Source organism: Luteimonas yindakuii (assembly GCF_004803715.2).
GTDB lineage: Bacteria > Pseudomonadota > Gammaproteobacteria > Xanthomonadales > Xanthomonadaceae > Luteimonas > Luteimonas yindakuii.
Genome location: NZ_CP039383.2, coordinates 2,108,807 through 2,133,588 on the forward strand (window position 1 = coordinate 2,108,807; position 24,782 = coordinate 2,133,588).

At 69.2% G+C, this 24,782-nt stretch carries 27 protein-coding genes; 8 read left to right on the top strand and 19 right to left on the bottom strand.

The genetic code is table 11. The features are described 5' to 3' along the window. From sdhA to E5843_RS14605, 4 genes are all read right to left on the bottom strand, one after another. Complete coding sequence (gene sdhA, locus E5843_RS09640; protein WP_134673768.1) at positions 1 to 1,791, bottom strand: succinate dehydrogenase flavoprotein subunit; 1,791 nt, start codon at positions 1,789 to 1,791, stop codon at positions 1 to 3. A gap of 160 nt (positions 1,792 to 1,951) precedes the next feature. After that, entirely contained in the window at positions 1,952 to 2,371 is a 420-nt protein-coding gene (gene sdhD, locus E5843_RS09645; protein WP_136412530.1) for a succinate dehydrogenase, hydrophobic membrane anchor protein, read from the bottom strand. Next, entirely contained in the window at positions 2,368 to 2,763 is a 396-nt protein-coding gene (sdhC, locus tag E5843_RS09650) for a succinate dehydrogenase, cytochrome b556 subunit (RefSeq protein WP_134673770.1), read from the bottom strand. Before sdhC ends, sdhD begins: the two co-directional genes overlap by 4 nt. Positions 2,764 to 2,806: 43 nt before the next feature. Next, on the bottom strand, positions 2,807 to 3,112 hold the full coding sequence (locus E5843_RS14605) for a DUF1674 domain-containing protein (protein ID WP_425478389.1): 306 nt from the start codon (positions 3,110 to 3,112) through the stop codon (positions 2,807 to 2,809). Between E5843_RS14605 and ygfZ the strand changes: the two genes are divergently transcribed. Together ygfZ and E5843_RS09665 are read left to right on the top strand one after the other, a co-directional pair. After that, a complete protein-coding gene (gene ygfZ, locus E5843_RS09660; RefSeq protein WP_136412531.1) occupies positions 3,003 to 3,860 on the top strand; it encodes a CAF17-like 4Fe-4S cluster assembly/insertion protein YgfZ in 858 nt (285 codons plus the stop codon). The two genes, E5843_RS14605 and ygfZ, sit on opposite strands and share 110 nt — an antisense overlap. Positions 3,861 to 4,011: 151 nt before the next feature. Beyond that, entirely contained in the window at positions 4,012 to 4,506 is a 495-nt protein-coding gene (locus E5843_RS09665) for an OmpA family protein (RefSeq protein WP_134673772.1), read from the top strand. 122 nt (positions 4,507 to 4,628) lie between these two features. On the opposite strand, the gene E5843_RS09670 is transcribed toward E5843_RS09665, so the two are convergent. The 4 genes from E5843_RS09670 to E5843_RS09685 all read right to left on the bottom strand — a co-directional run bounded on the left by E5843_RS09670 (position 4,629) and on the right by E5843_RS09685 (position 9,734). Then, positions 4,629 to 6,905, bottom strand: coding sequence for a thiamine pyrophosphate-dependent enzyme (locus E5843_RS09670; protein ID WP_134673773.1), 2,277 nt, complete (start codon positions 6,903 to 6,905; stop codon positions 4,629 to 4,631). Positions 6,906 to 6,947: 42 nt separating this feature from the next. Continuing rightward, complete coding sequence (locus E5843_RS09675) at positions 6,948 to 7,499, bottom strand: GNAT family N-acetyltransferase (protein WP_134673774.1); 552 nt, start codon at positions 7,497 to 7,499, stop codon at positions 6,948 to 6,950. An 88-nt stretch (positions 7,500 to 7,587) separates the two neighbouring features. Further along, positions 7,588 to 8,751, bottom strand: a complete 1,164-nt coding sequence (locus E5843_RS09680) for an acyl-CoA dehydrogenase family protein (protein ID WP_136412532.1) — start codon at positions 8,749 to 8,751, stop codon at positions 7,588 to 7,590. Between the two features lie 176 nt (positions 8,752 to 8,927). After that, a complete protein-coding gene (locus E5843_RS09685) occupies positions 8,928 to 9,734 on the bottom strand; it encodes a glycine zipper 2TM domain-containing protein (protein WP_136412533.1) in 807 nt (268 codons plus the stop codon). A gap of 181 nt (positions 9,735 to 9,915) precedes the next feature. On the opposite strand from E5843_RS09685, the gene E5843_RS09690 reads away from it, so the two are divergent. Beyond that, on the top strand, positions 9,916 to 10,155 hold the full coding sequence (locus E5843_RS09690; protein ID WP_134673777.1) for a DUF6116 family protein: 240 nt from the start codon (positions 9,916 to 9,918) through the stop codon (positions 10,153 to 10,155). A 12-nt stretch (positions 10,156 to 10,167) separates the two neighbouring features. Next, positions 10,168 to 10,932 carry a TatD family hydrolase gene (locus E5843_RS09695; RefSeq protein ID WP_136412534.1) on the top strand — a complete coding sequence of 255 codons (765 nt, stop codon included), beginning with the start codon at positions 10,168 to 10,170 and terminating at the stop codon, positions 10,930 to 10,932. 29 nt (positions 10,933 to 10,961) lie between these two features. Here the strand turns inward: E5843_RS09695 and E5843_RS09700 are convergent, their stop codons facing one another. Further along, a complete protein-coding gene (locus E5843_RS09700) occupies positions 10,962 to 11,771 on the bottom strand; it encodes a tRNA threonylcarbamoyladenosine dehydratase (RefSeq protein ID WP_141065957.1) in 810 nt (269 codons plus the stop codon). A gap of 80 nt (positions 11,772 to 11,851) precedes the next feature. On the opposite strand from E5843_RS09700, the gene E5843_RS09705 reads away from it, so the two are divergent. Beyond that, positions 11,852 to 12,313: a hypothetical protein gene (locus tag E5843_RS09705; RefSeq protein ID WP_134673780.1), complete on the top strand. Its 462-nt coding sequence runs from the start codon at positions 11,852 to 11,854 to the stop codon at positions 12,311 to 12,313. Positions 12,314 to 12,463: 150 nt separating this feature from the next. Continuing rightward, entirely contained in the window at positions 12,464 to 12,937 is a 474-nt protein-coding gene (locus tag E5843_RS09710; RefSeq protein WP_141065958.1) for a glycine zipper 2TM domain-containing protein, read from the top strand. Between the two features lie 65 nt (positions 12,938 to 13,002). Here the strand turns inward: E5843_RS09710 and E5843_RS09715 are convergent, their stop codons facing one another. Next, positions 13,003 to 13,212: a cold-shock protein gene (locus E5843_RS09715; protein ID WP_134673782.1), complete on the bottom strand. Its 210-nt coding sequence runs from the start codon at positions 13,210 to 13,212 to the stop codon at positions 13,003 to 13,005. 272 nt (positions 13,213 to 13,484) lie between these two features. Between E5843_RS09715 and E5843_RS09720 the strand changes: the two genes are divergently transcribed. Both E5843_RS09720 and E5843_RS09725 read left to right on the top strand, forming a co-directional pair. Continuing rightward, the gene (locus E5843_RS09720; protein ID WP_136412537.1) at positions 13,485 to 13,991 is read left to right on the top strand and encodes a DUF456 domain-containing protein; all 507 of its coding nucleotides are present in this window, start codon (positions 13,485 to 13,487) and stop codon (positions 13,989 to 13,991) included. Positions 13,992 to 14,038: 47 nt separating this feature from the next. After that, a complete protein-coding gene (locus E5843_RS09725) occupies positions 14,039 to 15,187 on the top strand; it encodes a phospholipase A (RefSeq protein ID WP_136412538.1) in 1,149 nt (382 codons plus the stop codon). A 3-nt stretch (positions 15,188 to 15,190) separates the two neighbouring features. Here E5843_RS09725 and E5843_RS09730 read toward each other — a convergent pair whose 3' ends face one another. The 9 genes from E5843_RS09730 to E5843_RS09770 all read right to left on the bottom strand — a co-directional run bounded on the left by E5843_RS09730 (position 15,191) and on the right by E5843_RS09770 (position 24,723). Then, positions 15,191 to 16,816, bottom strand: coding sequence for an acyl-CoA dehydrogenase family protein (locus E5843_RS09730; RefSeq protein WP_244240762.1), 1,626 nt, complete (start codon positions 16,814 to 16,816; stop codon positions 15,191 to 15,193). Between the two features lie 577 nt (positions 16,817 to 17,393). Then, the gene (locus E5843_RS09735; protein ID WP_100322260.1) at positions 17,394 to 17,600 is read right to left on the bottom strand and encodes a cold-shock protein; all 207 of its coding nucleotides are present in this window, start codon (positions 17,598 to 17,600) and stop codon (positions 17,394 to 17,396) included. A gap of 88 nt (positions 17,601 to 17,688) precedes the next feature. Further along, on the bottom strand, positions 17,689 to 18,435 hold the full coding sequence (locus E5843_RS09740; protein ID WP_136412539.1) for an S-methyl-5'-thioinosine phosphorylase: 747 nt from the start codon (positions 18,433 to 18,435) through the stop codon (positions 17,689 to 17,691). 25 nt (positions 18,436 to 18,460) lie between these two features. Further along, a complete protein-coding gene (locus E5843_RS09745) occupies positions 18,461 to 19,018 on the bottom strand; it encodes a hypoxanthine-guanine phosphoribosyltransferase (protein WP_134673787.1) in 558 nt (185 codons plus the stop codon). After that, positions 19,015 to 20,016, bottom strand: coding sequence for a beta-N-acetylhexosaminidase (gene nagZ, locus E5843_RS09750; protein ID WP_136412540.1), 1,002 nt, complete (start codon positions 20,014 to 20,016; stop codon positions 19,015 to 19,017). Before nagZ ends, E5843_RS09745 begins: the two co-directional genes overlap by 4 nt. A gap of 108 nt (positions 20,017 to 20,124) precedes the next feature. Next, complete coding sequence (locus E5843_RS09755) at positions 20,125 to 20,634, bottom strand: CYTH domain-containing protein (RefSeq protein WP_136412541.1); 510 nt, start codon at positions 20,632 to 20,634, stop codon at positions 20,125 to 20,127. Positions 20,635 to 20,658: 24 nt separating this feature from the next. Further along, complete coding sequence (gene rlmD / locus E5843_RS09760; protein ID WP_166815972.1) at positions 20,659 to 21,972, bottom strand: 23S rRNA (uracil(1939)-C(5))-methyltransferase RlmD; 1,314 nt, start codon at positions 21,970 to 21,972, stop codon at positions 20,659 to 20,661. A 176-nt stretch (positions 21,973 to 22,148) separates the two neighbouring features. After that, positions 22,149 to 22,733 (bottom strand): YdbL family probable chaperone protein, encoded by a 585-nt coding sequence (locus E5843_RS09765; RefSeq protein ID WP_134673791.1) that lies wholly within the window; start codon positions 22,731 to 22,733, stop codon positions 22,149 to 22,151. 28 nt (positions 22,734 to 22,761) lie between these two features. Then, complete coding sequence (locus E5843_RS09770) at positions 22,762 to 24,723, bottom strand: hypothetical protein (RefSeq protein ID WP_141065961.1); 1,962 nt, start codon at positions 24,721 to 24,723, stop codon at positions 22,762 to 22,764. Between the last annotated feature and the right edge of the window lie 59 nt (positions 24,724 to 24,782).

Below are 24,782 nucleotides of genomic sequence, written 5' to 3' on the forward strand. Positions count from 1 at the left end.
TCAGTAGACGCGGGCGACGGGTGGGACGACCTGGACCTCGTCGTCGAGCGTGTACATGTGCACCGGGCGGTAGTCGATGCTGGTGTTGCCGGCCTCGTCCACCCAGCACAGCGTGTGCTTCTGCCACTCGGTGTCGTTGCGGTCGGGGAAGTCCTCGCGGGCATGCGCGCCGCGCGACTCCTTGCGGTTCTCCGCCGAGACGATCGTCGCCAGCGCCTGGCCGAGCAGGTTCTGCAGCTCGAAGGTCTCGATCAGGTCGGAGTTCCACACCAGCGAACGGTCGCTGACCTTGACGTCGGCGAACGAGGCATGGATCTCGCGGATCTTCTGCACGCCTTCGGCCAGCGTCTCGCCGGTGCGGAACACCGCGGCATCGATCTGCATGGTGCGCTGCATGCGGTCGCGGATCTCCGCGGTCGGCGTGGTGCCGGTGGCGTGGCGCAGGGCGTCGAGGTTGGCCAGCGAACGGTCGCAGGCATCGTCGGCCAGACGCTTGTGCGGGGCGCCGCTCTTGATAGTCTCGGCGCAGCGGTTGGCCACCGCGCGGCCGAACACGACCAGGTCGAGCAGCGAGTTGGAGCCCAGGCGGTTGGCACCGTGCACCGACACGCAGGCGGCCTCGCCGATCGCGTACAGCCCCTGCACCACCGCATCCGGGTTGCCGTCCTTGAGCTGGACGACTTCGCCGCGGTAGTTGGTCGGGATGCCGCCCATGTTGTAGTGGACGGTGGGGATGACCGGGATCGGCTGCCGGGTCACGTCGACGCCCGCGAAGATCCGCGCGCTCTCGGCGATGCCGGGCAGCTTCTCGTGGATGTCGTTGGGATCGAGGTGGGTCAGGTCGAGATGGATGTGGTCCTTGTCGGCACCCACGCCGCGGCCTTCGCGGATCTCGATGGTCATCGAGCGGCTGACGACGTCGCGCGAGGCGAGGTCCTTGGCGTTGGGCGCATAGCGCTCCATGAAGCGCTCGCCCTGCGCGTTGCGCAGGATGCCGCCTTCGCCGCGCACGCCCTCGGTGATCAGGCAGCCCGCGCCGTAGATGCCGGTCGGATGGAACTGCACGAACTCCATGTCCTGCAGGCCCAGGCCCGCGCGCAGCGCCATGCCGCCGCCATCACCGGTGCAGGTGTGCGCGGAGGTCGCCGAGAAGTACGCGCGGCCGTAGCCGCCGGTCGCCAGCACCACGCCGTGGGCGCGGAACAGGTGCAGCGTGCCCTCGGCCATGTCGAGCGCGAGCACGCCGCGGCAGGCGCCGTCCTCGTCCATGATCAGGTCGAGCGCGAAGTACTCGATGAAGAAGCGCGCGTCATGCTTGAGCGACTGCTGGTACAGCGTGTGCAGCATGGCGTGGCCGGTGCGGTCGGCCGCAGCGCAGGTGCGCTGCGCGGTGCCCTTGCCGTAGTGCGTGGTCATGCCGCCGAACGGGCGCTGGTAGATCTTGCCTTCCTCGGTGCGCGAGAACGGCACGCCCTGGTGCTCGAGCTCGATGATCGCGGGGATGGCCTCGCGGCACATGTACTGGATGGCGTCCTGGTCGCCCAGCCAGTCCGAGCCCTTGATGGTGTCGTAGAAGTGGAAGCGCCAGTCGTCCTCGCCCATGTTGCCCAGCGCGGCGGAGATACCACCCTGCGCCGCCACGGTGTGCGAGCGCGTCGGGAACACCTTGGTCAGGCAGGCGGTCTGCAGCCCCTTGGCGGCGAGGCCGAAGGTGGCGCGCAGGCCGGCGCCGCCGGCGCCGACGACGACCATGTCGTACTTGTGTTCGGTGATCTTGTAGGTCGAGGTCATGCTGGGTCTCTGGTTGCGCGGGGCACCGCGTCAAGCGCCTGGCCCCTGCCCTCACCCCATCCCCTCTCCCGCTCGCGGGAGAGGGGCGATGGTGCCGGCGGGAATCGCATCCGGTCGTGCGCTGCGGATTACCGCTGCGCGGGCTCCGGATGCGATCGATTCATACGAGCGCGATGCGGGCGATCGCGTACAGCGAGGCCAGCGCGCCGAGCGTGCAGACCACGATCGCGAGGAACTGCAGCGCGATCTCGAGCGAACGCGTGTGGATGTAATCCTCGATGATCGTCTGCAGGCCCATCCGGGTGTGCCAGAACATGGCCACCGCGAACAGCGTCAGCAGGATGGCGTTCCACGGCCGCGCGATGGTCTCGCGCACGCTGTCGAGGTCGGCGCCGATCATCGACACCAGCAGGCCGACCAGCCATGGCACCAGCAAGGCCAGCACCACCGCGGTCACCCGGATCCACCAGAAATGCGAGGTGCCCGATTTGCCCGACCCGAGGCCGCGTGCGCGTGCCAGCGGCGTGCGGAGGTCGCGGCGCACCGGTGCGCCGTTCGCATTCGCCTTGACGTCGTTCATGCACCACCCCACAGCACGACGAACCAGATCGCTGCCGTCAGCACCACGGTCAGCACGACCACGGCGTAGCCGGAACGGTAGACCTCGGGAAGTTCAAAGCCCCAGCCTGCGTCCCACAGCAGATGGCGGATGCCGGCAAGCAGGTGGTAGACCATGCCCAGCGAGAACAGGAACAGCGCGACCATCCCGACCGGCGAGGCCAGGCACGCCGCCGCGCGCTCGTAGGCGTCACCGCCCTGCGCCACGGCCAGCAGCCACCACGCGAACACGAACGCGCCCACGGTGATGCCGATACCGGCGATGCGGAACAGGATGGACAGCAGCGACGTCAGCTGGAACCGGTACGTCTGTCCAAGCATGAAGGGTGACAAAGGGCGTTCGCGATTCGCCATCGCTGGCAATCTCCTCGCTGGCGGCGGTGCCGCGTGGCTGGAATCAGAAGTCGATACAGCGGCCGTTCTTTTCCCAGTCGCCGTATCGGGTGGGTTCGGGCCCGTCGCGTCCGCCGATTTCCACCGGCCTGGGCGTCGGTTCCGTGGCGGGCGTGGCCGCCGGATCCGGATCCGGGGTCGGGACGCTTTCGCCTATCATGGCCGGGTTATTCACCGCACGGATTCTAGTTCCCACGCCCATGCACGACAAGTCGGACGCCCTCCCTGGCGATTTCTTCGCCATCCCGGACATCCACGTGATCCGCATGCACGGACGCGACGCGATCGCGTTCGCGCAGGCGCAATTCATGAACGACGTGGCGGGCCTGGCGACGGGCCAGTGGCAGTGGAACGGCTGGCTGACGCCCAAGGGTCGCGTGGTCGCGCTGTTCGCCCTGGTGCGCGTGGACGACGGGACCCTGCGCCTGCTGCTGCTCGATGCCGATCCCACGGGATTCATCGCGGGCCTGCAGCGCTTCGTGTTCCGCAGCAAGGTCACGCTGACGCCCGAAACGGATGTGACCGTCGCCGGGGCGTTCGCAACACCCGCTACCGCCCGCGGCGCGTTGGCCGCGGTGGATGCGGAAGGCGCGACCGAACTCGATCTCGGCGGCACGGCCGATCCCCGCACCCTGCGCGTGGGCGGTGGCCCGGCCACCATCGACCCCGTCGCCCATGGCCGCTGGCGCGCACTGGACCTCGCCCACGGGCTGCCGCGGCTCGAGCCGTCCCAGCTGGAACAGTGGACGCCGCAACAGCTCTCACTCGACCGCCTGCGCGCCTTCAGCGTCAGGAAGGGCTGTTACCCGGGCCAGGAGATCGTCGCGCGCACGCATTTCCTCGGCCAGGTGAAGCGCGGCCTCGCCCGGCTGCATACCGGTGCCACGGTGGTCTCCGGGGGCGACGAGGTGACCGCTACAAGCGGCGGCGGTCGCATCGTCTGCAGCCAGGGCGCGGAGGCGCTGGCAGTGCTGCCGCTGGACCCGGCGCCGGCCGGATTGCAGGTGGGCGGCGCGACCGCCGAGGTCCTGCCGCTGCTGGACGGCCTGGCGCGCTGACCCCCCGCGCTTGATCCGGCGGGGCGGCGCGGCCCATATTCGCGCACGGTCATCGTTGTGGCGCCCGGACCGCAGGGGCATCGGGCAGGACGCCATAGCGGTTTCACGCAGTCGATGTATAGACACCGCATCCAACGGAAGGGGAACCACCATGCGCTTCGCACCGACCGCCGCCGCCGCGGCGCTTTCCACGCTGTTGCTCGCCGCCTGCGCCAGCCAGGCACCCGCACCCGAACCGGCGCCGGAACCCGTTCCGCACCTGCCATCCACGTTCCTCGAGCGCCTCTCGGCCGACGGGCTGTTCGCCTTCGGCCGCGCCAGCATCGATGACTTCAGCGCGGATGGCCGCGCCGCGCTCGATGACCTCGCAGTCCGGCTGGCGAGTCGTCCGCTCGAGATCGTCCACGTGATCGGCCACAGCGATCGCATCGGCAACGACCGCGCGAACGTGCGCCTGTCGGAGCAGCGCGCGAACGCGGTGCGCGAGTACCTGGTCGAACACGGCGTCCCGGCCGACCGCATCACCGCCGTGGGCCGTGGCAGCGTCGAACCGGTGGCCGAATGCGAAGGCGAACGCGGTGATGCGCTGCGCGACTGCCTGGCACCGAACCGCCGCGTGGAAGTGCGGGTGCAGTTCGCGGATTGAGTCTGACGAACCCTCTCCCGTGTGGAGAGAGTTCGCCGCCACGCAGGCGCCCTCATCCCGCTCTGCAGGCCACCTTCTCCCGCACGCGGGAGAAGGGTCTGGAAGCGCCCGAGCGGGGGCTGCTACTGCGCTGCCAGCTCCGCTGCAGCGGCGACGATATCGTCGTCCGACGGAATCACCAGGAACGCCGCGCCCGCCAGCGGTGTGAACGTATCCGCGCCGACCACGCGCCGCAGCGGCTTGTGGCCCAGCCCTGCTTCGGCGATCGCGGTGATGATCCCCTCGCCTACCCCGGCGCTGCGACGGCCCTCGTCGACCACCAGGATCCGTGCGCACTCGCCGGCATGACGGGCGATCGCCGCTTCGTTCAAGGGCAGCAGCCAGCGCAGGTCGACCACGCGCACCTTCCAGCCGTGCGCGGCTTCGATCGCGCGCGCGGCGCGCAGGCTCATCGGCACGCCGTTGCCGAAAGTGAAGACAACGAGATCGGCCGCATCGGCGTCGTACACGCGCTCCTCGCCCAGCGGCATCGCCTCGTCCGGTGACGGGTACGTCGTCAGCCAGCCGCCATCGCCCGGCTCGTGCAGGTCCTTGGCCATGTACAGCGCGATAGGTTCCAGCAGCGCGCAGACGCGGCCGTCCACCTTGGCCAGCGCCATCAACGTGCGCAGCATCGTCGCGGCATCGTCGCCGCGGCTCGGACAGCCGATGACGAGGCCGGGGATGTCGCGCAGCGCGGTGATCGAGTTGTCGTTGTGGAAATGCCCACCGAACCCGCGCTGGTAACCGAGCGAGGCGATGCGCATCACCATCGGGTTGCGGTACTGGCCGTTGGAGAAGAACTGCAGGCTCGCCGCTTCGCCACGGATCTGGTCGCAGGCGTTGTGGAAGTACGCCAGGTACTGGATCTCCGGCAGCGGCAGCAGGCCCATGTTGGCGTAGCCCTGGGCCATGCCGAGGATCGTGGTTTCGTCGAGCAGCGTGTTGAACACGCGGCGCGCGCCGAACGCCTTCTGCAGGCCCTTGGTGACGGTGTAGACGCCGCCCTTCTGCGCCACGTCCTCGCCGAACAGCAGTGCTTCCGGGTACTTGGCGAACAGGTCGTGCAGCGCGGCGTTGATCTGGATCGCCAGATGCTTGGGGCCGGCATTCTCCGGCAGCTTGGTCTCGCCACCGAACGCCTGCAGGCGGCGCTCGGCGTGGTCGACACGCGCGGCCTCGGCCTGCACGGCATCGGGGGTATACGGCGCCAGCGGGGCGACCACGTCCTCCAGCGTCGACAGGCGCGGGCGGCCGTCGGCGTCCTCGGCAGCGGCGAAGCAGCGCTCGCGCGTGGCCTCGTACAGCGCGAGCACGTCGTCCTTCGTCATCAACCCGGATTCAAGCGCGATAGCCGCCGAGCGCAGCAGCGGGTCGGTCGCCTCGACCGCGCAGAGCTCTTCGATGGAGCGCCACTCGATCTCGAAATCAGTACCGGCGTGGCCCATGATCCGCGTCGTGCGCAGGTGCAGGAAGGTCGGCCGGCGGGTGCGCCGGCAGTGCTCGACCGCGCGCTGCACGTCGCCGTAGCCCGCGGCGAGGTCGAGACCGTCGGCGGCGAAGTAGTCGAGGTCGGTGCGGTTGGCGAAGTTGCGCGCGATCCAGCCATCAGGCGTCTTCACCGAAATGCCGATGCCGTTGTCCTCGCAGACGAACAGCACCGGTGCCGGCAGCTTCTGGTAGGCCGTCCACGCCGCGGCGTTGAACGCGGTCTGCGCGGTGGCATGGTTGCTGGACGCGTCGCCGAACGAGCACACCACGATGCTGTCGTCGGGCACCGGCAGCGCGTGGCCGATGCGGCGGCCATGCTCGATCGCGATCGCGGTACCGAGCGCCTTGGGCAGGTGCGAGGCGATCGTGGAGGTCTGCGGCAGCACCCACAACGGCTTGCTGCCCCACACCTTGTGGCGCCCGCCCGAGGCCGGGTCGTCCTGGCTGGCGGCGAACGACAGCGCCGAATCCATCACCGGATCCATGCCGGGCAGCTTGCGGAAGCGCTCCGCCATGAAGCCGCCGCTGCGGTAGTGCAGGAACGCCGGATCGGTATGGCGCGTCAGCCGCGCGACCATCGCGTTGCCCTCATGGCCGCTGGAACCGATGGTGTAGAAGACCTTGTTCTGCACGCGCAGCACGCGTGCCATCAGGTCGAGGTGGCGGCTGATCAGCTGCGATTCGAACAGTTCGCGGAATCCCCGCGCATCCAGCGCGCTGCCGTCGAGGACAGCTTCGTCGGCGGACGGGCGCGCATCGGCGCGGCCATTCCAGCCACGCACGAACTCCTGGAAATTGACGTCGCAGATTTCCGCGCGGTTGAGCCCCTTCATGCGGGCGGGGATCGGACTGGGTACGGCTGCGAACATGTCGATGGAATGCCTGGTCGGGTGGTTGCGGATGCAGTGCGGTCAGCCGCGCTGCCTGCGGGTGTCCTGCCACTGCGTGCGGGTCTGGCCCCAGACCTCGCAGGGCGAATCCTGGTAGGGCGGCGGCAGCGTGGCCATGCCGAGGAAGGTCGAGCCGAGACGCGACGCGACCTTCTTCGAGGCGCTGTTCTCCGGCGCGATGCAGTGGACGAAGTCGTCCCAGCCGAGTGTGTCGAGGGCCCAGTCGATGGCCGCCGTGAGCGCTTCGGTCGCGTAGCCGCGGCCCCACGCATCGCGGTGGAGCATGTAGCCGATCTCGTTGCCAGGCCAGCCATCGGGCTTCCACGGACCGCCCTGCCCCAGCCACTGCCCGCTGTCGCGGTCGATGATGGAGAACATGCCGAAGCCCTGGATCATCCACGCGCCGGGCTGCTGCAGGAACTTGCGCCACGCCGCCGCACGCGGCAGATGGCCGCCGATCCAGCGCGCGGCGTCCTTGTCGCCGATCAGTTCGGCAAAGCGGTCGAAGTCCGTGGCCTGCGGCAGGCGCAGCACCAGGCGCGCGGTTTCGATACGGATATCCGGAAGCGACATGCCAGGTCCCCAGGGCTCGATTGCAACGAGGCGGAATCCCGCGACTGCAGCGGATGGCAGGCCCCGGCGGGCGCCGGGGCCCGGCACATCAGAACGCGTTGATCCCGGTCAGCTCGCGACCCACCACCAGCTGGTGCACCGTCTCGGTGCCCTCGTAGGTGATGACGGACTCGAGGTTGAGCGCATGGCGGATCGGCGAGTGCTCGGTGGTGATGCCGGCGCCGCCGAGCAGGTCACGCGCCTCGCGGGCGATGTCGATCGCCATGCGGCAGTTGTTCCATTTCGCAAGCGACACCTGCGTCGGCTGCATCTTGCCGGCGTCCTTGAGCCGGCCGAGCTGCAGGCTCAGCAGCTGCGCCGAGGTGATGCGTCGCGCCCAGTCGGCCATCTTGATCTGCGCGCTCTGGGTGGCGGCCACGGGGCGACCGAACAGCATGCGCTCCTTGGAATAGTTGAGCGCCTCGTCCAGGCAGGCGATGGCTGCACCGATCGGCCCCCAGGTGATGCCGTAGCGGGCCTGGGTGAGGCAGCCCAGCGGACCCTTGAGCCCCTTCACGTTCGGCAGCCGGTTGGCTTCCGGCACGCGCACGTTGTCGAAGAACAGCGCGCTGGTGACCGACGCGCGCAGGCTCATCTTGTGCTTGACCTCCTGCGCGCTGAAGCCGGCGAAGTCCTTCTCGATCACGAAGCCCTGGATGCCGTCGTCGGTCTGCGCCCAGACGATGGCGATGTCGGCGAGGTTGCCGTTGGTGATCCACATCTTGGACCCGTTGATCACCCAGTCCGCGCCGTCCTTCTTCGCGTGGGTCTTCATGTTGGCCGGGTCGGAACCGCCGTGCGCCTCGGTCAGGCCGAAGCAGCCGATGGTCTCGCCGCGCGCCATCGACGGCAGCCAGCGCATGCGCTGCTCTTCGGTGCCGTAGGCGTAGATCGGGTACATGCACAGCGAGGACTGCACGCTGGCGAAGCTGCGCAGGCCGGAATCACCGCGCTCGAGCTCCTGGCAGATCAGGCCGTAGCTGACGTAGTTGAGCTCCGCGCCACCGTACTGCGCTGGCAGCGTGGCACCGAGCAGGCCGAGGCCGGCGATCTCCGGGATCAGCTCCTTCGGGAAGCGGCCTTCGTCGAAGCACTCGCCGATGATCGGCAGCACGCGTTCGTCGGTGAAGCGCGCCACGGCGTCCTGGACGGCCTGTTCCTCCTCGGTGAAGAGGGAGCGGGTGTCATAGAGATCGTACGGATTGAGGGCCATGGCGTTCGCGCGTGCGGAAAGCCGCGATTGTATCGTTCCGGCTGCGCGGGGCCATGGCTGGCGGACCCGCGTCCGATTCTTCGTGGGCGCGTCAGGCTCCGCACGCAAAGGAAAGGGCCGGACATTGCCCGGCCCTTCCTGTCTCCTGGACCCGCCGGGCGCACCGGCGGATCGGCTTACTGCAGCCGCGCGTCGTCGACCGCAGCGGTCTGGGTCACGACCTGGCCATCCAGCACCGGCAGGCGCTCGCCGGCCGGGCGCTGCTCCATGCGCACGGTGCGCTCGCGACCGTCGAAGCGGTAGGTGACGTCATACGCCACCGGCACATCCTCGGCACCCAGGCGGATCTGCCCACCGGGCTTGCTGTCGGTGCGCAGCGTGCCGGTGCTGCCATCCGGGTTGCGATAGGTCACGTCATAGGCGACCACCCGCGACGACTGCGAGGAATCCTGCACCGTGCGGCACTGGCGATCGACACGCTCGACCACGCGGCCGCCGACATGGTTGCGGTCGACGCGGTTGCCGATCAGGCCACCCGCCGTCGCACCGGCAGCGGTCGCCAGCTTGCGGCCGTTGCCGCCGCCGACCTGGTTGCCGACCAGGCCACCGATCACCGCACCCGCCACGGTGCCGCCGACATTGCCATCGCGCTCGGGCAGGCGCTCCTGGACGACCACGTCGTCGCACACCTGTCGCGGCGTGCTGCTGGTGGTGGTCTCGTGGATCGGCGCGCTGCCGATCACGCTCGCGTACAGGTCGCGGCGTTCGGTGATCGGCTCCACGCGCACCACGTCGGCGTACTCCACGCGACCACCCACCGTGATTGCATCGGCGGCCAGCGCCTGTTCGCCATCGACCGTCTCGAACACGCCCGACGACGTACCGGTGGCCGGCACCTCGTCGCGATTGCTCTGGAAGGCTGCGACAGCGACACCGCCGACCAGCAGCGATGCCAGGGCGATGGCGAGCGTGTTGTTCTTCATGGTCTCTCTCCTTGCTTGCGTGTCGCGGGTGTCGCGAAGCGTCGACCCGGATTCGAGCATTTCCTTCCTGAACGGATGCCGTGAAGAAAACGCTTACTCCAGTCGCGCCCTGAACGCGGCGTTGAACCGTGCGTGATAGCGTGACCGCGAACCGCTTACGGCCGGCCCGACGGAGACCTCCATGCGCTACCTGCTGCTCGGCCCCATGCTGCGCTGGCTCGGACGCCTGAGCTATCCGCGCCTGTTCGCGGTGACCGCCGCGCTGTTCGCACTCACCCTGTTCGTGCCCGACCCGATCCCGCTGGTGGACGAACTGCTGCTCGGACTCGGCACGCTGTTGCTGGCCCGGGTGAAGCGCACGGATGCACCGTCGCCGGATGGCCGGCCGCCGATCGACGGCCAGGCACAACGCCGCCGCTGAGTACGGAACCCGATGCTGGTCGACACCCACTGCCATCTGGATGCCAGCGAGTTCGACGGTGATCGCGAGGCCGTCATCGCCCGCGCCCGCGATGCCGGCGTGACCCGACAGATCCTGCCCGGCACCCACGCGGACGAATGGCCACTGTTGCGCGACGCCTGCAGGCTCGATCCGGGCCTGCATGCGGCATACGGCATGCACCCGACCTTCCTCGAACACCATGCCCCGGAACATCTGGACCTGCTCGGCGAGTGGGTGCGGCGCGAACGGCCGCTGGCGATCGGCGAATGCGGCCTCGATTACTACGTCGAAGGCCTCGACCTCGATGCCCAGCAACGTTACTTCGATGGCCATCTCGAACTGGCACGCGAGACCGGCCTGCCGCTGATCGTGCATGCGCGACGCGCGGTGGACGCGGTGGTCCGGTCGATCCGGCGCTTCGGAAACGTGCGTGGCGTGGTGCACAGCTTTGCCGGCAGCGAAGAACAGGCGCGGCAGCTGCACCAGCTCGGCTTCCTGATCGGTATCGGCGGGCCGGTCACCTACGAGCGGGCGAAGCGCATGCACCGGGTGGTGGCCGCCGTACCGCTGGACCAGCTGCTGCTGGAGACCGACGCACCCGACCAGCCCGACAGCGGGCACCGTGGCCAGCGCAACGAGCCTGCGCGCCTGACCCGGGTCTGCGATGCGGTGGCGCAACTGCGCGGCATGTCGCCTGGAGCGCTGGCGGAAGCGACCACCCGCAACGCCTGCAGGCTGTTCAACCTTCCGCAGTAACTGGCGACCGGCCGACGCCGGTCACGGCCTCACGCCGCGGCGCGGGCTTTCTCCGCCTGCTTGAGCAGCATCTCGATCGCCTTGCCGGCAGCGGCGAAGGCGAACGTGCCGGTGATATGGGTGGCAGCGCCGAGGCCCGCACCGCAGTCGAGCTTCAGTGCGGCCTCGCCATCGACCTTCGGGCGCAGTCCACAGACAGTGCCGTCGGCCTGCGGGTAGCGCACGTTTTCCAGCGAGTAGACCGCCGGCACGCCGAAGTAGCGCTTCGGCCCCTTGGGGAAGTTGAACTCGCCACGCAGCTTCCTGCGCACCAGCGCCAGCATCGCGTCGTGCTCGGTGCGCGAGAGGTCGCGGATGCGCACCAGCGTCGGATCGATGCGACCGCCGGCCGAGCCGACCGTCAGGATCGGCTGCTTGCGGCGACGGCACCAGGCGATCGCCTCGACCTTGGCGCGGAAGCTGTCGAACGCATCCACCACCAGGTCATAGCCCGGACCGAGCAGCTGATCGAGGTTGCCGGGGGTCAGGTAACTGGCGACCGCGGTCACCTCGATCGCCGGGTTGATCGCGCGGCAGCGTTCGGCCATCGCCTCGGCCTTGCCACGGCCGTATTGCCCGGCGATCGCCGGCAGCTGGCGGTTGGTGTTCGAGACGCAGAGGTCGTCGGCATCGATCAGGGTCAACCTGCCCACGCCACTGCGCGCCAGCGCCTCCACCGTCCACGAACCCACCCCGCCCAGGCCGATCACGGCCACGTGCGTGCGTGCCAGTGCGGCAAGCGCGCCCTGGCCATAGAGGCGGTCGATGCCGCGGAATCGATCGGTCCAGTTGCTGTCCATGGCCGACATTCTAGGTCTGCGCGCCACGGTGCGTCGGCGAACGCATGCTATGTTCCGCCCCGCCCGCCACGGAGACCGCGATGTCCACGCCCGCCGACAAGCCCGCGCCACGCCAGCCGTCCCCGCGGGTCGCCGCCGCGCAGCGCTACCTGTTCCTCTTCGTGCTGGGCCTGGTGCTGGGCGTGGTGGCGACGGTGATGCTGATGCGCGCATTGCAGGCGCGCGCCGACCATTTCCCGGCGAGCGTCATGCACGTGCAGCAATGGCACCTCGACCAGCTGCGCGCCAAGGTCGAACAGAACCGCTGCGAAGCCACCGACACGCTGCCCCACCTGCGCGCATTGCGGGTGATGGCCGACGACCTCGAGCCCGCGTTCCCGGACCTGCGCGACGACCGGCGTTTCGCCGGAGCGGCGAGCCAGATGCGCCGCACGCTCGATGCCAACCTCGCGAGCCCGCCGCTCAACTGCGGCACGCTCGGCACCGCAGCGCGCGACATCGGCAATGCCTGCCGCGCCTGCCACCAGGATTTCCGCGGCTGAGGAATCTGCCGCGGATGAACGCCGACCGGTTCCGTTGAGGGCCGGCGGATGCCGACATGGCCGGGTTGTCGGCCTGTTCACAAGCCGGCTCCTACTTTCGGCTGCGTGCGCGCACCTGCCGCGCATCACCATCCGAAGCGGAGACATGCCATGAAGACCCCGTTGCTCCTCACCACGGCCGCTGCTGCAGCCCTCGCCCTGGCCGGCTGCGCCACCTCCCCCGGTTACGGCTCGGGCTATGGTTCCGGCAGCAGCTACGGCGGCTACAACAGCGCGAACTGCCGCGACTGCGGCACCGTGACCCGGATCGAGCGCCGCCCCGACAGCAGCCCCAACGTCGCCGGCCCGCTGATCGGCGGCATCGTGGGTGCGGCCGCCGGGCGCGAGATCGCCCGACGCAACTCCGACAGCGACGGTCGCCGCAACGTGGCCACCGGTGCGGGCGCCGTGGCCGGTGCGGTCGCCGGCAACGCCATCCAGAACCGCACGGGCGGCGGCAACTTCTATGACGTGCATGTACGCCTCAACGATGGCCGCACGGTCGTGATGGTGCAGGAGGATGTCAGTGGGCTGCGCGAGGGTTCGTCGGTGCAGGTCCGCGATGGACGTGCCTGGGCGCTGTAACCCGGCTGCACGGGCAAAGAAAAACCCGGCCGATGGCCGGGTTTTTTTGTCACGCTGGTGGCCGGTCAGGCTTCCTGCACCGCGTCCGCCTGCAGGCCCTTCTGGCCCTGGACGACGGTGAAGCTCACCCGCTGGCCTTCCTTGAGGCTCTTGAACCCCTGCATCTGGATCGCGCGGAAATGCACGAACACGTCCTCGCCAGTCTCACGGCTGATGAAGCCGAACCCCTTGGCGTCGTTGAACCACTTCACGGTACCCGTTTCACGATCTGACATTGCGCTTGCTCCCTCGAACGGAGTGCCTGGACCTCATTGATGGGTACGCCGTCGCCGGCGGCTGGTTGCAAGGGGGAAGCGCAGAGCGTTCGATGTAGCGGACCGGGTGGAACCACGCGGGTGCATCCAACACGAATCGACTGCATCCGGGCCACGTTTCACGTGACCTTGACAAACACAGCGCGGCCAACTTATCGCGGGTTCAGGGAGAATGCAATCCGGGCACGACGGTGCCGTGAACGTTCTCCGACCCCCACTTTTCCGGATTTTCCATGCAGACCGAACCGCTCCTCTACGCCCTCGCCATCCTGCTCGTCATGGTCGGCCTGCTGGGCACCGTGCTGCCCGCCATCCCCGGCATCCCGCTGATCTTTGCCGGCATGCTGCTGGCCGCATGGGCCGATGGCTTCGTGCATGTCGGCGGACTGACACTGGGCCTGCTCGCGCTGCTCACCGTGCTGTCGCTGCTGGTCGACTTCTGGGCCACGGCGATGGGCGCACGCCGCGTGGGCGCCAGCCGCAAGGCGCTGGCGGGCGCTGTCATCGGCACCTTCGCCGGGATCTTCTTCGGCATCCCGGGTATCTTCGTCGGCCCCTTCGCGGGCGCGATGGCCGGCGAACTGCTGCATCGGCGGCGCATCGGTGCCAGCGATCTGGGCGCGGCCACCCGCGTGGGCGTCGGCACGTGGATGGGAGTGGTCGTCGCGGTCGCATTGAAACTGATGCTGGCGTTCGCAATGATCGGCGTCTTCGCGCTGTCCTGGTGGACTACGCGCTGACCCGCGCCGCCGGCGCTCCGCGACCACCGACCACTTCGACGAAGCCCATGCCCAACATCCTCGCGCCGAGCCTCCTCGCCACCGCCACCGCCATTGCCCTGGTGCCCGCCCTGTCGGTGCGGGCGCAGGAGGCCGCGCAACCGGTCATCGCCGCGTGCGTGGCCGTGGAGAACGATGCACTCCGGTTGCAGTGTTACGACCGTGCCGCCGGCCGCGGCCAGCAGGGGCCCGCGCAGGCGGATGCCGCCGCCGCGGAGGCCCGGACCGTCGTCGCTGCCGAGCCTGAAGTCGTCGACACCCTGACCCCGCTTGGGGAGGTGTTCCAGGCCAGCGCCGACCGCCAGCAGCTCGACGCGATCGCCAATGTCGGCAAGGGCTCGCTGCTGGACACGCGCTGGGAACTGGCGAGGGACTCCAAGCTTGGCCTGTTCAACTTCCGCGTCTACAAGCCGCTGTACCTGCTCCCTGCGTTCTGGACCAGTGACGTCAACGACACGCCGTCCTCGCCCAACCCGGACAACACGGTGGACATGCCGCAGTCGCTCGACAGCCTGGAGACCAAGTTCCAGATCAGCTTCAAGACCAAGGCACTGGAAAACCTGTTCGGCGACAACGGCGACGTCTGGATGGGTTACACCCAGAGCTCTCGCTGGCAGGTCTACAACACGGACGAGTCCCGTCCGTTCCGCGAAACCAACTACGAACCCGAAGTGCTGCTGGTGTTCCGCAACGGCTACGGCCTGCCGGGCGGATGGCACGGCCGGATGAGCGCGATCGGCATCAACCACCAGTCCAACGGCCGCGGCGGCGAGCTCTCGCGCAGCTGGAACCGGGTGGTGTTCAACTTCGGATTCGACCGCGAGGATTGGGCGCTGGTGGCGCGGCCATGGGTGCACCTGAAGGACGGCAGCGACGACGACAACCCCGACATCGCCGACTACATGGGCCGCGGCGACCTCACCCTGATGCATGTGCGCGGCGACCATCGCCTGACGGTGATGGGTCGCCACTCGCTGCGCGGCGGCGACGAATCGCGCGGGGCGCTGCAGTTCGACTGGGGCTTCCCGATCCACCCGGGCTTCCGCAACTTCCGCGGCCACCTGCAGCTGTTCCACGGCTATGGCGAGAGCCTGATCGACTACAACCACAAGGCCACCTACATCGGCCTGGGCATCTCGCTGCAGGACTGGCTGTAGCCGTCAATCCGGCAACGCGCGCGCCAGCACGATGTCGGTGTCGTGCCCTGCCGGCAGGGTGCCCAGCGCGAGGCCATGGTCACCCGCCAGGCGGCTGCAGCAGAACATCCGCGCCAACGGGTTGCCTGCACCCAGCAGCACCGCCGCCTGCAGTTGCAGCGCGAGCCGTTCGACCAGCCGACGCGCGGTGAACTCGCGCGTCTGGGGGTCTGTCGATGCATCGATCTCCGCAAGGAGCGCCGCCAGCGCGATGTCGTAGCTGTCGTCGCGTCCCGCCCCGGCCTGCAGTTCCGCGCGCAATGCCGCGCCTGATGCGGGCTCGCGGGCGAGCGCGCGCAGCACGTCCAGGCACTGCACGTTGCCGCTGCCTTCCCAGATCGAGTTCAACGGCGCCTGCCGGTACAGCCGCGGCAGGATCGACTCCTCGATATAGCCGGCGCCACCCAGGCACTCCTGCGCCTCGTTGACCACCGCCGGTGCGCGACGGCAGATCCAGTACTTGCCGATCGCGGTGGCGATGCGCGCGAACGCGGCTTCGTCCGCGTCACGCGGCGCCGCATCGACGGCGCGCGCCACCCGCAGCGCCAGTGCCAGCGCCGCTTCCGCCTCCAGCACCAGGTCCGCCAGCACGTTGCGCATCAGCGGTTGTGCCACCAGTTCGCGGCCGAAGGCGTGGCGATGGCGCACATGGTGCACCGCATGCGCCAGTGCCATGCGCATCTGCGCCGCCGCGCCGAGCATGCAGTCCAGCCGCGTCAGCATGACCATCCCGAGGATCGTGGACACGCCACGCCCTTCGTCGCCGATGCGTACCGCCCAGGCATCATCGAACTCCACTTCGCTCGACGCGTTGGCCCAGTCGCCGAGCTTGTCCTTCAGGCGCATGAGGCGGAAGGCGTTGCGGATGCCATCCGGACGCCAGCGCGGCAGCAGGAAGCAGCTCAGCCCGCCGGGCGCCTGCGCCAGCACCAGGAAGCCATCCGACATCGGCGCGGAGAAGAACCATTTGTGCCCCTGCAACAGGTATTCGCCATCGGCCTGCAGCGGCATCGCCCGGGTGAGGTTGCTGCGCACGTCGCTGCCGCCCTGGCGCTCGGTCATGCCCATGCCGACGGTGAGCCCGCGCTTGTGCGTGGCGGGCACGTCGTCCGGGTCGTAGGCGCAGGCGCGGATGCCGTCGACCCAGGGCTGCAGTCGCGACTCGCGGGCCAGCACCGGCACCGCGGCGTGGGTCATCGTCAACGGGCAGCTGGTGCCGGCTTCGGCCTGGTGATGCAGATAGCTCAGTGCCGCGCGCGCGACATGCACGCCATTCGCGGGCTCGCGCCACGACAGCCCGGCGACACCGCGGCCGATCGACGCGTCCATCAGCGCGTGGTAATGCGGATGGAATTCGACCCGGTCGATACGATGGCCGAAACGGTCGTGCGTGCGCAGGCGCGGGCGGTCGCGGTTGGCGTCGAAGCCGAGCGCATAAAGACGATCGCCGGCAAGCGCGCCGTAGTCGGCCACGCTCGCCTGCCACGCACCGCCGCCCTCGCGCTGCAGAGCCTCGCGCAGGGCGACATCGTCGTGCCACAGGTCGCGCGGCGCGAACTCCGGCGGCTGGTTCCAGGCATCGGTATTCATGGCGGCCTCCATGTGGGCAATGGCGGGACAAGAGGTTCTTCTCCCAGTCTCCGGGGCAATGAACCACAACTGGAGCGTCCGCGGGCCCGCGAGCCGCTCTGTCGTGTTGCGTGCTGCCCGTCGCGCGCACCGGGGGGTGTGCTCCCCCGGCCGAAGTCCGCGTCCAGCTACCACGGCCGGCCGCCGGCCATCCATGGCCGGCTGTCCGCACGCCCCCCGGTGCACGCGACGGGCTCGGGCGTTCGACGGCTTCGGTGCGGAGATCAGGAGCGGCTGGCGCCAGACTCCGCTGCAACCGATCAGGTACACGCTCTTGCCGTGGACTTTGTCCTGTTCCAGACGCGACGACAGGTCGGAGCCCGCCGCGGTCGCAGGGGGATGTCCAGAGCCGGCCATGGAAGGCCGGCGGCCGGATGTGGTAGCAGGACGCGGAGATATCCGGCTGGGCATCCCCCTGTGGCCGCGGTGGGCCGCCCGGACTGGCCCGGGACTGTGCCCGGACCGCTCCCTCAAACGGGAGAACAACCACAAAAAAGCCCCGCACTGGGCGGGGCTCGAGGTCACCGTGGTCCGTGGCTCAGGCGACCGGCGCGACGCCCGTTGCCTGCGCGCCCTTCGGGCCCTGGGTCACTTCGTAGCTCACGCGCTGGCCTTCCTGCAGGCTCCGGAAGCCCTTCGAGTCGATGGCCGAATAGTGGACGAATACGTCCGACCCGCCGTCTTCGGGAGCGATGAAGCCGAAACCCTTGGCGTCGTTGAACCACTTCACTGTGCCGTATTGCATAACCCTTCCACCTTCGTCTGGATTCGATAGCGCGCGCCAGTCGGCGCACGGGGGCGAGTATCGAAGCAAACGGTCGCGGTTTGCAATCTCAGGACGTCAGGAAGCGACGCAGGATGGCGGGAATGGACGCGGACACGGCGGCGACGTTGTCCAGCACTTCCTGGAACGTGATCTCGGCCGCATCCGCACAGCCGGCGGCCCAGTTGGCGACGATCGCCAGGCATGCGTATTCCAGCCCGAGCTCACGCGCCAGACCGGCCTCGGGCATGCCGGTCATGCCGACGAGATCACAGCCGTCGCGGCGCAGGCGTGCAATCTCGGCTTTCGTTTCCAGGCGCGGGCCCTGGGTGGCCCCGTAGCAACCGCCATCGACCACGTCGACCCCGGCCGTGCGCGCCGCGGCCAGAAGCTGCGTCCGCAGCGCCGGGGTGTAGGGATCGCCGAAATCCACATGCAGGACCTCGCTGCCCTCCTCCTCGCAGAAGGTGGAAACGCGACCCCAGGTGTAGTCGATCAACTGGTCCGGGCAGGCGAGCACGCGCGGGCCGAAGCGTTCGGTGATGCCGCCGACGGTGTTGAGCGCGATCACCCGGCGCGCACCGAGCGCCTGCAGCGCGGCGAGGTTGGCGCGGTAGTTGATCCGGTGCGGCGGCACCGAATGGCCTTCGCCATGACGGGCCAGGAACGCGACGCGTCGACCTTCCAGCGTGCCGATGCGCACCGGCCCGGACAGCGCACCATGGCGCGTCGGCGGCTGGTGGGTTTCGACATCGTCGAGTTCGGCGATGCGGTAGAGGCCGGTGCCGCCGATGACGGCCAGGTCGATGTCGCTCATCACAGGTCCAGGGAAGGGGTCGGGGTCACTCGGCTAGCGCGTAGATCGCCGGCAGGTTGCGGCCCTGCTCGTGGTAATCCATGCCGTAGCCGAACACGTAACGGTCGGGCACCTCGACACCGATGTAGTCGGCGGTGATGCCTTCGACGCGGCGGTCGTGCAGCTTGTCGGCAAGCACCGCCACGCGCACGTCGGCGGCGTTCTGGTCCTCGCACCAGCGGGTGACCGCGTGCAGGGTGTGGCCTTCGTCGAGGATGTCGTCGACCAGCAGCACGCGGCGGTCGCGCATCGACGTCGCCGGCCGGTGCAGCCACGCCAGCCCGGAACCGCGGGTCTGCCCACGGTAACGGGTGGCATGGAGGTACTCGAACTCGACGTCCAGGCCGCGCTCGCCGAGTGCGAAGGCAAGCTGGGTCGCGAACGGCATGCCGCCATGCATGATGGTGACGAACAGCGGCGGCGTGGCATCACCGGCGTAATCGGCGTGGATCGCGTCGGCCATGCGCGAAATCACGGCGTCGATGGCCGCGCGGTCGTGCAGGCATTCCGCGCCCTGCAGCGCGTTGGCAAGTCTGGGCGTCATGCGATGAAGCCTCCGGGCATATCGCCGCGTACGGCGTTGTAACGCTGGTCCGCAAGCAGGCCATCCCAGCCGAGCGCACCGCGGCCGATCAGGCCGGTCAGCGCCATCGTGTTGAGCGCGCGGCCTTCCACCGCCGCCAGCGACTCGGGCACCAGCTCCGGATGGCAGACCAGCACCACGTCGCAGCCGGCATCGAGGTGGGCGTCTATCCGCGCCTTGACGCCGCCGACGCCGTGCGCGGCGGCCATGCCGATATCGTCGGAGAACACCACGCCACGGAAGTGCATCTCGTGGCGCAGGATGTCGTTGATCCAGCGGCTGGAATAGCCGGCGGGCTCCGGTGCCACCTGCGGATACACCACGTGCGCCAGCATCACCGCGTCGGCACCGGCGTCGATGCCGGCGACGAACGGCACCAGGTCCTGCGCACGGATCTCGTCCAGCGGCCGGTCGTCGATGGCGTTGTCGAAATGGGTGTCCTCGCGCACCGAACCGTGGCCGGGGAAGTGCTTGAGGGTGGCGGCCATGCCGGCATCGTGCATGCCTTCGACGTAGGCACGGGTGAGTGCCGCCACGACCTCGGGATCGGCATCGAACGCGCGGTCGCCGATGGCGAGGTTGCCGCGGTGCAGGTCGACGACCGGGGCGAAACTCAGGTCCACGCCGGTGGCCCGCACTTCGCTCGCCATCAGCCAGGCATGCTCGCGGGCGGCGGCCATCGCACCTTCGCGATCGCTGCGGTAACGCGCACCGAAGATCTCCAGCGGCGGCAGTGCCGCATAGCCCTCGCGGAAGCGCTGCACGCGTCCGCCTTCCTGGTCGACGCAGACCAGCTGCGGCCGCGGCGCGGCTTCACGGATCGCCTGCGACAGCTCGGCCACCTGCGCACGCGAGGCGAAGTTGCGGGTGAACAGGATCACGCCGGCGCAGGCATCGTGCTGCAGCCAGTCGCGCTCCTGGGCGGTGAGTTCGGTGCCGGCGACGCCGATCACGAGCATGCGGGAATCTCCAGGTGGCACGTCATCGTGCCCACGCGGCATTGTCGCAGAACCGCCATCGCGCGCACGGACACGTTCCGGCCGATGGCAACACCCGGCCGACGCGCCTCAATGCCCGACGCGTTCGTCCCTGCTCCAGTCGCGATACGGACGGTCGGCCAGCGCCAGGTTGTAGTAGCGCTGCAGTTGCGTGACCTCGTTGCCGAGCCAGTCCGGCCGCTCGAACAGCTCGTGCTCGTCACCGAGTTCGATTTCCGCGACCACCAGTCCGGCGTTGTCGCCTTCGAACTCGTCGATCTCCCACAGGTGCGCGCCATGGCGCACCAGGTGGCGGCGCTTTTCGATCCGGCCACCCACGCACAGTTCCAGCAGCGCACGCGCATCCTCGGTCGGCACTGGATATTCGAACTCCTGCCGGCTCAGGCCCACTTCGCGCGACTTGATGTTGAGGAACGCCACGTCGTCCTGCAACCGCACGCGCACCGACGCCCGCTGCTCGCCGCGGGCAAGCGCCGCCGCATCGTTGAGATAACCCTGCGCCATCGGCACCGAGCGGTGCACGGCATTGCGCCAGCTGTCATCGCGAAGCAGGAACTTGCGCTCGATCTCAACGGCCATGCGGTGCCTCCGGCAGTGCTGTGCTCAGGGTTCGAACAGCGCGATGGATTCCACGTGCGCGGTATGCGGGAACATGTCCATCACCCCTGCCGCACGCAGTTTCCAGCCGCGTTCGTTGACGAGATAGTCGGCATCGCGTGCCAGCGAGCCCGGATGGCAACTCACATAGACGATGCGCTTGAGGCCCTTCAACGACAGTTGCCTGAGCACGGCATCGGCACCGGAGCGCGGCGGATCCAGCAGCAGGCGATCGAAGCCCTGACCCGCCCACGGCTTGCCGTCGAGGGGCTGGGTGAGATCGGCGGCATGGAATTCCGCATTCGCGAGGCCATTGAGCGCGGCGTTCCCGCGCGCACGCGCCACCAGGCCGGCATCACCCTCGACGCCGATCACCTCCGCGTTGCCTCGCGCGAGTGGCAGGGTGAAGTTGCCCAGCCCGCAGAACAGGTCGAGCACGCGCTCACCCGGCCGCGTGTCGAGCAGCTCCAGAGCGAGCGCGATCATCTTCCCGTTGAGGCCCTTGTTGACCTGGATGAAGTCGAGCGGTCGGAACTTCAGCTCCACATCCCACTGCGGCAGGCGGAACGACAGCGGCGGATCCCCGGGCCACAACGCGTGCACCGAATCGATGCCGCCGGGCTGCAGGAAGATCGCGAAGCCGTGGTCCTGCGCGAAGGCCTGCAGGCGCTCGCGGTCGGCGGGCGACAGCGGCGCGAGATGGCGGAACACCAGTGCCACGGTGTCGTCGCCGGCGATGAATTCGATCTGCGGGATCTCGCGGCGCCCGTCCATCGCATCGACCAGTGCCGACAGCGCCGCGACACGCTCGCCGATGGCCGGGATCGCGGTGTAGCAGATCGACAGGTCGGCGACGAAACGCGGGTCGAGCTCGCGGAAGCCGACCAGGGTCCTGCCCTTTTTCTCCACCCGGCGCACCGAGAACCGGCCCTTGCGGCGGTAACCCCACTGGCGGTCGGTCAGCGGCGGCAGCACCTGCTCCGGCACGACGTGGCCGATGCGTTCGAAGTTCTCCAGCAGCACGCGCTGCTTGGCGAGGATCTGCTTCGACTCCTCCAGGTGCTGCAGCACACAGCCGCTGCACACGCCGAAATGCGGGCAGCGCGGCTGCACGCGATCGGGCGATGCGCGCTCGACATCCAGCGTGACCGCCTCGTCGAGGCTGCGCGAGCGCGCCGTCTGGCGCACCAGCACGCGTTCGCCCGGCAACGCACCGGTGACGGACACGGGCTTGCCGTCAGCGCGGCGGGCAACGCCGCGGCCGTCATGGCCGAGGTCGAGGATGTCGAGCTGGAACGGGGTCTGGTCGAGTCGAGCCACGTCGCGGAAATGGTGCGGGGGAAGCGCGCCATTGTCGCAGACCCCGCAGGGCGTCGCCCCGGCGAACGTGCCGGGGTCGGCTTTCGCTGCGCCCGCGAGCGCGCTGGCGCCGATTCACTGGCACCGGGTCGCAAGCGTCCAGGCGCGCGTGCTTCCGATCGAACGCGAGCAGGGCCCTACTTCTGCCGCCAGCCGCCGCCTGCGTCCTGGTACCACCAGCCGCCTTTCGCCCGCTGCACCCACTGCTCGGCGAACACCTGGCGGATGCGCGGCTCCCAGTCCGGCTGCCCGTTGGCCACCGCGATCTCGCGGTAGACCGCACGCGAATCGCGGTTCTGCTCGGCGACGGCCTGGTTGACCTGCGCACGCTGCGCCATCGGGATGCTGCCCGCATCGCGTATCGAGACTTCGCCGGTGTTGGTGAACCCCAGCGCGCCGGAATCGAAATGTGCCGACAGCGAGGACTGGAAACGACTGGCCATGCGCGCGCGGATCGCCTCGATCGCAGGCGTGCGGATGGTGATGTCCGGGGTCTGCGCATGCGCGGTGGAAATGCCCAGCAGCATCAGCGGATGGAAGCTGCCGCCGCGTGCCATGCCACCCGGCGGCGTCGTGCCTTCCGGCGCGGCCTCGCGGCCGATCACGTCGTCGACGAATTCGCGCGCGGCCTCGCGGGCTTCGGCGGCGGGGAAATACACGTTGATGGTGACGCAGGCGGTCAGCACCAGCGCGGTGGTGAAGATGGCGAACCAGCGGATCATGGAGGTCTCCTGACGGGGAAAAGGGCGCTCACTCCACCACCGGTGCGACGTCGCCACCGACCGCCGCCGCGACGCGCTCCACCAGCGTGGGCCAGTCGACGTTGCGGTTGTGGCCGACGACATCCAGCCGCGGCAGGCCGGAGCCTTCGACGATAGTAAAGGTGTTGCCCGCTGAACGCAGTCCGCCCATCTCGCAGACCTCGTTGCGCAGGCGGCAGCTGATGCCGATGCGGCGGTAACCGAAGTCGTCGAACAGGCCGATGAGCTGCGCCTGCAGCGAGCCGGCGAACGATGCATCGCCGACACTCGAGATGTCCTGCACCGCGCGCTGGCTGATGCGCTGGCGCACGCCACGCCGTGGTTCGGTATGCAGCTCGCCATCGAACGCCGCGAGCTGCCAGTCGACCAGCCGCAGGCCGTCGAAGCGGCCATGCAGACGCCCGTCGATCTGGCCGATGTCGAACACCTCGGTCAGCGTGGTGAGATCCAGATCCTCCAGCTCGATGTCGGCCGACAGCGACGGCGCCACCCCGAACGGCCGTTCCAGCGACAGCGAGCCGAAACGCACTTCGCCGTCGAATACATGCATGGCCAGTCCGCCGTCGAAATCGAGGCGGTGATCGGCATAGCGCATGCGCGGAATCTCGCCGCTGAGGGTGCCGGCGAACGCCGGCCAACCGAACGCGGCGGCGAGTTCGCCAAGATGCAGCGCCTCGACCGCCAGGCCCGACTCGATCCGCATGCCCTGGCCCTGCGCCGGCAGCAGCAGCGACAACCCGGAAAACCGCAGTTGACCGTCGAGCACGTCGATGGCGACGTCCTCGCGCAGGTCCAGTCGCCCGCGGGCACTGCGGAACGGCAGCCTCGCCGGGCCGAATTCCACCGCCTGCAGGCTGCCACCGCGCCAGGACAGCACACTGTCGACCGTCGCCCCTTCGGAAATGCGCAGCTCGCCGTCCAGCCCGGTGAACGCGAAACGATCGCGGCCATCGACGATGTCGACACCGCGCAGGCCGGCGTCGATGCCCGCGAGCGCGCCATCGGCCACCCGCACGTGTGCATCGAAGGTGCCCGCCAGCCTCAACCCGGAGAGACCGGCGACGCCGAGCCAGCCCGACAGGTAGCGCGACGGCAGCAGCGCGGCATCGTCGCTGTGCAGGCGCAGGTCCAGCGCGCGCAGCGATGCGTCCGCGCCCAGCGCCACCGCACCCTCCGCGCGCAGGGCGGCGCCGTCGTCCCAGCGCAGGTACGGAAACCGCCACCCGGCGCCCGGCCCCTCACTGATGGCATCGAGCGCCAGCGCGATCGGCGCGGTCGGCAGTTCGAGGTAGGCAGCGCCGAGCAGCAGGTTGGCCCCGCGCAGCGTCCCGCGCACCGCAAGCACGTTGGCCTCGCCCGGCTGCCGGTAGTCCACGTCGACCGCAAGGTCGATGTTCTCGCCCGCAAGCGCGCCATCGTCGGAGTCGAAGGCCAGCCCACGCCCGTGCAGCCCGGCCTCGATGCGCAGTGGTGCCGACTCGGCGATGTGCACGTCGACGCGGCCCTCGAGCGTGCCCTGCTGCGGCTGCAGCGTGGGCGCTGCCTGCTGGATCAGCGCGGTGGCCCAGGCCAGCGGCACCCGTGCGAGGTCGATCCGCACGAGGTCGGGCGAATCCGCAGCGCGATGCAGCGCCAGCGTCGAGCCGCCCCGCGCGAGTCGTGCCGAGACCACCGAGGCGTCCAGCACCACTGCCAGCGAGAACGGTGCATTACGTCCCGAACGCAGCGTGCCGGCGCAGTGCCATGCGCCCATATCGGGCCGACGCAGCGGGCAACGCCAGTCGAGGTCGCGGAAGCTGTAGCCCAGTGTTGGCGATTCCGCGCGTTCGGCCCGCAGGTGCAGCTCGCCGGCATCCGCACCTTCGGGCCAGTGCAGACGCACGCGCACGCCATGCAGCTCCGCCACTGCGGTCTCCACCCGCTCGATCGTCGCCTCCGCGGTACGCGCCATCGCGAACCCGGGCAGTGAGCACCCCGCGGCGACCAGGAGTAGGATGAGGAGGCGACCCA